Genomic DNA, 5,837 nt, shown 5'->3' on the forward strand with positions numbered 1-5,837 from the left:
CTCACCATCGCCGCGTAGCCAGAACAACCACCCACCAAAACCAACAAATCCCCAGGTCAACCGAAGAATTCGCCTACTTAAACAGCCTTAACTTCGGTCTAGCCGCTCGTCACATCACGACGTGGCCGGCGTCGACGGGCACGGCTATGCCGGTCACGAAGCGGGCCCGCGGGCTGACAAGCCACAGCACCGCCTCGGTGACGTCCTGCGCCTCGACCAGTGGCACGTCCGGCAGCAGGGTCTGCGAGACGGCCGGATTGGGGTTGGTGGTCATCGCGTCGATCACGAAGTCGTTGATGATCATCGGTGTCGCGACACCACCAGGGTTGACCGAGTTGACCCGGATCTTGTGTGGCCCATAGGCATTGGCCGCAGATCGCATCAGGCCCACCACGCCGTGCTTGGACGCGGCGTAGGCGAACATCGCGGCGCTGCCGTCGCCCCCGCGGCCGATCAGCCCTTGCGACGAGCTGACCAGCACGACAGAACCGCCGCGGCCCTTGCGGATAATCGACGGCACGGTCGCCACCATCGTGTTCCACACGCCCTTGAGGTTGGTGTCGACAATGGTGGTGAACACCGGTTCGGCGCGGATCTGTGGGTCGCCGATCGCCACCACGCCGGCGTTGGCGATCACGATGTCGATGTCGCCCAACTCGTCGATGCCGGCCTGTACGGCGGCCTCCAACGCCGGCAGGTCGCGGACGTCGGCGATGACGGGCGCCACCCGGCGTCCGGCAGCTCGCACCCGTCGCGCGGTTTCCTCGAGGTCGGCTTGCGTCGCCAGCGGGTAGGGAATCGCGTCGACGTCGGCGCAGATGTCGACGGCAATGATGTCGGCGCCCTCTTCGGCCAGCGCGACGGCGTGGCTGCGCCCCTGGCCGCGCGCCGCGCCGGTGACGACGGCGACCATATTGTCGATTTCACCCATGACTGTAAAAACGTACCCGGCGATTCAACGTAAACCAGCCGAGATGCCCGATATGTCTGACACGATTCCAGAGACATGACGGACAGCGCGCGCGACATCACCAATCTCATCTACCGTTATGCCGAACTTCTCGACGCGGGCGACCTCGACGGCGTGGCCGCGCTCTTCGCGCGCGGGCGCATCTGCGGGGTCGAAGACGGCCCGCCGGAGACGGTGTTCAGTGGCGTCGCCGGGGTGCGCAAGATGTATGAGATGGCCACCCGGATCTACGAGGACGGCACCCCGAAAACCCGGCACAACACCAGCAATGTCCAGCTCGACATCAACGAGGCCGAGGGCACCGCGCGCAGCAGGTCCTACTATTGCGTCACCCAGGCAACGCCGACGTTGCCGCTGCAGGTGATCGTCACCGGGCACTACAAGGACACCTTTCACCGCGTGGACGGCGCGTGGTGGTTCGACAGCCGGACCATGTTCGTCGACCAAATCGGTGATGTCAGCCAGCACTTGAAATTCTGATCGCGTGACATCGCCCTTCGACCTGGCCGGCGTGCAGGCCGACGCTATCCGCAAAGAGGCCTTGACCGACTGGGGGCCCGGGGATTTCAGGGAACCGCTCAGTGTGCTGCTGGACGACTACGCGATCGCCGACCTGAACGTCGTCGGCGTGCACATCTTGCGCGCCGGCATCGTGCACAGCTTGCGGATGCGGCTGCGTACTCAGGAATGGATCCGGCGGCATCCCGAAATTCTGGACGAGCGCATCGAGGCGCCGATCGTCGTCGTCGGCATGATGCGCAGCGGCACCACACTCCTGCAGCGGCTGCTGGCCGCCGACCCGCGCCTGCACTGTGCCTACGGGTGGGAGGTGGTCGAGGCGGCGCCCCGGCTCGATCACCGATTCAGCGGCTCCGATGCCGGCGATCCGAGGATCGCGGTCAGCGAGGCCCGGGAAGCCAAGTCCCGCGAACTCGCGCCGGACCTGTTCGTCATCCATCCGATGTATGCGCGTGAGGCCGAGGAAGAGATCGTCTTCCTCGCCGATGCTTTCCTGTCGCATATCCCAGAGTCCGGCGCCCACCTGCCGAACTACCGGTCCTGGCTCGACGCGCAGGACTTTACGCCCGCCTACGACTACCTGCACCGGATGCTGCAATTCCTGCAGTGGCAGAAGCGGCAGAGATCTCTGGGACGGGGCGGCGAGTCCGCGACGCGCTGGGTGCTCAAGTCACCGGCTCACCTCGGCTATCTGGGCGCTCTGCGGGCCCGGTTCGGTGATCTCCACATCGTCCACATGCACCGTGATCCGTGCGCCACTATCGCCTCGGGTGCCAGCCTCAACCACACCCTTCATGCGATGCATGCCGACGACGTCGACCCGCACCGCGTCGGCGCGCAGTGGCTGCAGCGGATGGGGTGGACGAACGACCGTGCGATGGCGGTGCGGGATGGCTGGACCGACGAAGCGGCCCGGGTTACCGACATCGGCTTCGACGACGCGGTAGGGGACCCGATCGGGCAAGTGGCCCGTGTCTATGACGCCATCGACCTACCGCTGACCGGCGAGGCGGAGTCGGCAATGCGGCAGTGGCTGAAGCAGCGTCCCCGCGAGGCGGTGCGCCCGGCCTACAGCCTGGCTGACTACGGCCTGCGCCCGGAGGACGTCGAGGAGCGGTTTGCGTTGTACAACAAGCATTTCGAACAGTATGTCGGGAAGTGAGGACAGTGATGCACGACGACCCGGTCGCCACGGCAGCTCAACACGAACAGGAGTTGGCTGCGCTCGAACTGACCGAGCATCCGATCGTCAAAGCGGCCTACCGCACCGTCGCCGAAACCTGGCTGGGCCGGGCCAAGGCATCTGATGCGATGCGCGGGCGATTCGATGCCGCGTTCGCCGAGGTGATGTTCTCGGCGGCGGTGTGGTCGTCCAACCAGGACAAGCTACGACCCAAGGTCAGTTGCATCACCCGGTTGGCCCATCCGGTCAACGGCCGTCGAATACCTGGATCACGTTGGGGTATAGACAATCCCGACAGTGTGTATCGGGTCATCCCGATCTGCGGTGACCAGCGGTACGAGATTCACGGGCGCGTCGGCCGACATCGCATGACCGAGAACTACTTCACCCTGTGGGACGCGAACATGGGCACCGTCGACGTGCTCGACGGTCGCACCATGGCGGTGGATTCCGACGGCAGCTTCACCATCACCGTCGATGCCGATCCGGCCAACGGGCGGCCCAACCACGTGCGCAGCACCCCCGCCGCACACGAGTTCTACATCCGCGACGTGTTGCTGGATTGGGGCCGGGACGACCCCAATCACGTTGAAATACAACGACTCGGCGGCCCGCCGGCAATGCCGGCGCGCACGATCGACGAGCAGGCCGAGGCGACCGCAGCGATGATGGCGCACTTCGCGAACTTCACCGGAAAGCTCAGCCATGGCGTCTACAAGATGCCGCCCAATCATTTCAACCTGGCCTGGTCCGCCGACAAGGTGGGCGCAATGCGCAATCAGGTCTACGTGATGGGCCGATTCGATTTGACCGAGGACGAGGCGTTCGTCGTGGATGTCGGCGACGGTGGCGCCGAATATTTCACCGTTCCGCTGAGCAACATCTGGGGCACCACGCTGGAGTTGGTCGATCGCACCGGCAGCCTGAACAAGGCGCAGTCGCATCCCAACGACGACGGCAGCTACAGCTATGTGATCTCACCCGTCGATCCCGGCGTGGCGAACTGGATCGACTCGGACGGATTGCGGGAAGGGATTCTGACGCTGCGGATGGCGGAGTTCGGAAAGGACGGGCCGCGTGAGGATCTCGGCGCCCGCGGACGGGTGATCAAGCTGGACCACCTCGATGACGAAGTGCCGCATCTGCCGCGGGTCAGCGCCGAGCAGCGCAAGGCCGAACTGGCCGACCGGCGTCTTGCGTATCTGCGGCGTCTGCCGGAAGGGACGGCCTGAGATGGCTCGGTGGCTGATCACCGGATGCTCCACCGGCTTCGGCCGCGAAATCGCCCGCGCCGCACTGCAGGACGGCCACTCCGTCGTGGTCACCTCCCGTCGGGTCGACGCGGTGCACGACTTCGTCGACGAATTCGGCGACCGGGCCCTGGCCGTGGCGCTCGATGTGACCGATGCCGGCCAGATCGCCGCCGCGGTCGCGGCGGCCGACGACGCGTTCGGCGGCATCGACGTGCTGGTCAACAACGCCGGCCACGGCTACCTGTCCGCGGTAGAGGAAGGTGAGGATCTCGAGGTTCGAAAATTGTTCGACGTCAACTATTTCGGATCAGTCGACATGATCAAGGCGGTGCTGCCGTCGATGCGGGCCCGCCGGTCGGGGCATATCGTCAACATCTCGTCGATGACGGGCCTGGTCGCCAACCCGCCCAACGCCTACTACTCGTCGACGAAGTTCGCGCTGGAGGCGGTGACCGAGGCGCTGGCGACCGAGGTGCGGCCGCTGGGTATCAAGGTCACCGCGATCGAGCCGGGCGCGTTCCGCACCGACTGGGCCTCGCGATCGATGAAAGAGTCGGCCAACCCGATTGCCGACTATCAAGATGTGGCGGCGCGCAAGGATCTGATCAAGCAGTTCGCCGACCATCTGCCGGGCGACCCGCGCAGGGTGGCCGACGCCGTGCTGATGGTGACCAAGCTTGATGAGCCGCCGCTGCGGCTGCTGCTGGGCCGCGACGTCCTCAAGGCGATGCGCGACAAAATTGCCGCAACGTCCGCGTCGATCGAGGAGTGGAAGGCTGTCACCAAGGATGTGAACTTCCCGGATTAGCGGCGCTATTCGCGCCTGAGCCGCGACGCTCGATCACAAGTCGTCGCAGGCTTGCGGCGCTATTCGCGCCTGAGCCGCGACGCTCGATCACACGTCGTCGCAGGCTTGCGGCGCTATTCGCGCCTGAGCCGCGACTCGGCGAAGCGCACCAATTCTTCCCACCCCCGCACCGTCGCGGCATAGGGGGCGGCGGGCTTGCTGGTCGAGTCGGGGTCCAAGACGTAGGCGATCAGCTTGCCCAATGGCTCGTCGATCGCCAGCGCCTTGTCCACGGTGGTGTCTTCGGAATAGTCCCCGAGGTCGCGAAGAAACTCGACGGCCAGATCGAGTTGCTCCCGGTCGACCGCGTCCGGCCCGCCGGCGAAGTCGTCGGCCAGGCCGCTCAGCACGTAGACGTTGTCGTCGGTGATGTGGACGTCCAATGAGCCGTCAGTGGCTGCGGTGCGGATGTCGTCGTAGGTGCTCAGATCGGAGAGATCGTGGTCGTGCTCGTCGGCGAGGTAGCGGGCCAGTGCGCGCTCGGAGGCGAACACACTGATTCTTCCGTTGCGGCCCAGGAAGATCGGGCGATCGTCGAAGTAGCAGCGCAAGGTGTAGAAGGTGCTTGTCCCGGTCATGATCGTAACCGGGTCGATGCCGACCTTCGCCCAGAAGTCCTCGTCACTGCCCAGCACCACCTCGTCGCCGGCCGCCCGGGTGGCTGGGGTGTCGCCGGCAGCAACGGTTTCGGGCTCTGCTTCGTCGTCGGGGGTCTCCGACTCGGTTTCGAGCACCTCTTCTTCGAACGGTTCGTCCAACTCCGTCGCAGCAGCCTCCGACGCCGTGCTGTCCACCTCGGGGATGGTCACGATCTTGTCGACGGCGCCGAGCACGTCGTCCCAGCCGCGCCCGACGATATCGGCGATGGCGTGCCAGCGTTTGAGTCCGGCCTTGCCGGTGAAGTGGTCGATGCCGCCGCTGAGCGAGCCCAGCGTCGGGTTGCCGTTGAAAAACTTCATCACCGCCGGCAATTCGCACACCGATCCGATCGACGAGACGATCGTCAGCGCGTTGGCCAGTTGCGCCACCGACTCCTCGGTCGGCTTGTCCGACACCACCTCCTCG

The 5,837-nt window shown here is 65.5% G+C and carries 6 protein-coding genes; 4 read left to right on the forward strand and 2 right to left on the reverse strand.

Annotated elements, in window-relative coordinates:
• Positions 1-109 precede the first annotated feature (109 nt).
• Positions 110-931: a mycofactocin-coupled SDR family oxidoreductase gene (locus AC2VOU_RS07100; RefSeq protein ID WP_486956737.1), complete on the reverse strand. Its 822-nt coding sequence runs from the start codon at positions 929-931 to the stop codon at positions 110-112.
• 75 nt (positions 932-1,006) lie between these two features.
• Here AC2VOU_RS07100 and AC2VOU_RS07105 point away from each other — a divergent pair, with 75 nt between their 5' ends.
• Genes AC2VOU_RS07105 through AC2VOU_RS07120 form a run of 4 tightly spaced genes read left to right on the forward strand, consistent with a single transcriptional unit; the run spans position 1,007 to position 4,733 of the window.
• On the forward strand, positions 1,007-1,450 hold the full coding sequence (locus AC2VOU_RS07105; RefSeq protein WP_486956738.1) for a nuclear transport factor 2 family protein: 444 nt from the start codon (positions 1,007-1,009) through the stop codon (positions 1,448-1,450).
• Between the two features lie 4 nt (positions 1,451-1,454).
• On the forward strand, positions 1,455-2,651 hold the full coding sequence (locus AC2VOU_RS07110) for a sulfotransferase family protein (protein WP_486956739.1): 1,197 nt from the start codon (positions 1,455-1,457) through the stop codon (positions 2,649-2,651).
• 8 nt (positions 2,652-2,659) lie between these two features.
• Positions 2,660-3,904 (forward strand): hypothetical protein, encoded by a 1,245-nt coding sequence (locus tag AC2VOU_RS07115; RefSeq protein WP_486956740.1) that lies wholly within the window; start codon positions 2,660-2,662, stop codon positions 3,902-3,904.
• Between the two features lies 1 nt (position 3,905).
• Positions 3,906-4,733 (forward strand): oxidoreductase, encoded by an 828-nt coding sequence (locus AC2VOU_RS07120; RefSeq protein ID WP_486956741.1) that lies wholly within the window; start codon positions 3,906-3,908, stop codon positions 4,731-4,733.
• 113 nt (positions 4,734-4,846) lie between these two features.
• Here AC2VOU_RS07120 and AC2VOU_RS07125 read toward each other — a convergent pair.
• On the reverse strand, positions 4,847-5,837 hold a 991-nt coding region (locus AC2VOU_RS07125; RefSeq protein WP_486956742.1), incomplete at its 5' end, for a primosomal protein.

The sequence above is a fragment of the Mycobacterium sp. TH-M25 genome, assembly GCF_057473665.1.

Coding starts and splice junctions, on each gene's coding strand:
- AC2VOU_RS07100 (WP_486956737.1), bottom strand. CDS start 931: ATGGGTGAAATCGACAATATGGTCGCCGTCGTCACCGGCGCGGCGCGC.
- AC2VOU_RS07105 (WP_486956738.1), top strand. CDS start 1,007: ATGACGGACAGCGCGCGCGACATCACCAATCTCATCTACCGTTATGCC.
- AC2VOU_RS07115 (WP_486956740.1), top strand. CDS start 2,660: ATGCACGACGACCCGGTCGCCACGGCAGCTCAACACGAACAGGAGTTG.
- AC2VOU_RS07120 (WP_486956741.1), top strand. CDS start 3,906: ATGGCTCGGTGGCTGATCACCGGATGCTCCACCGGCTTCGGCCGCGAA.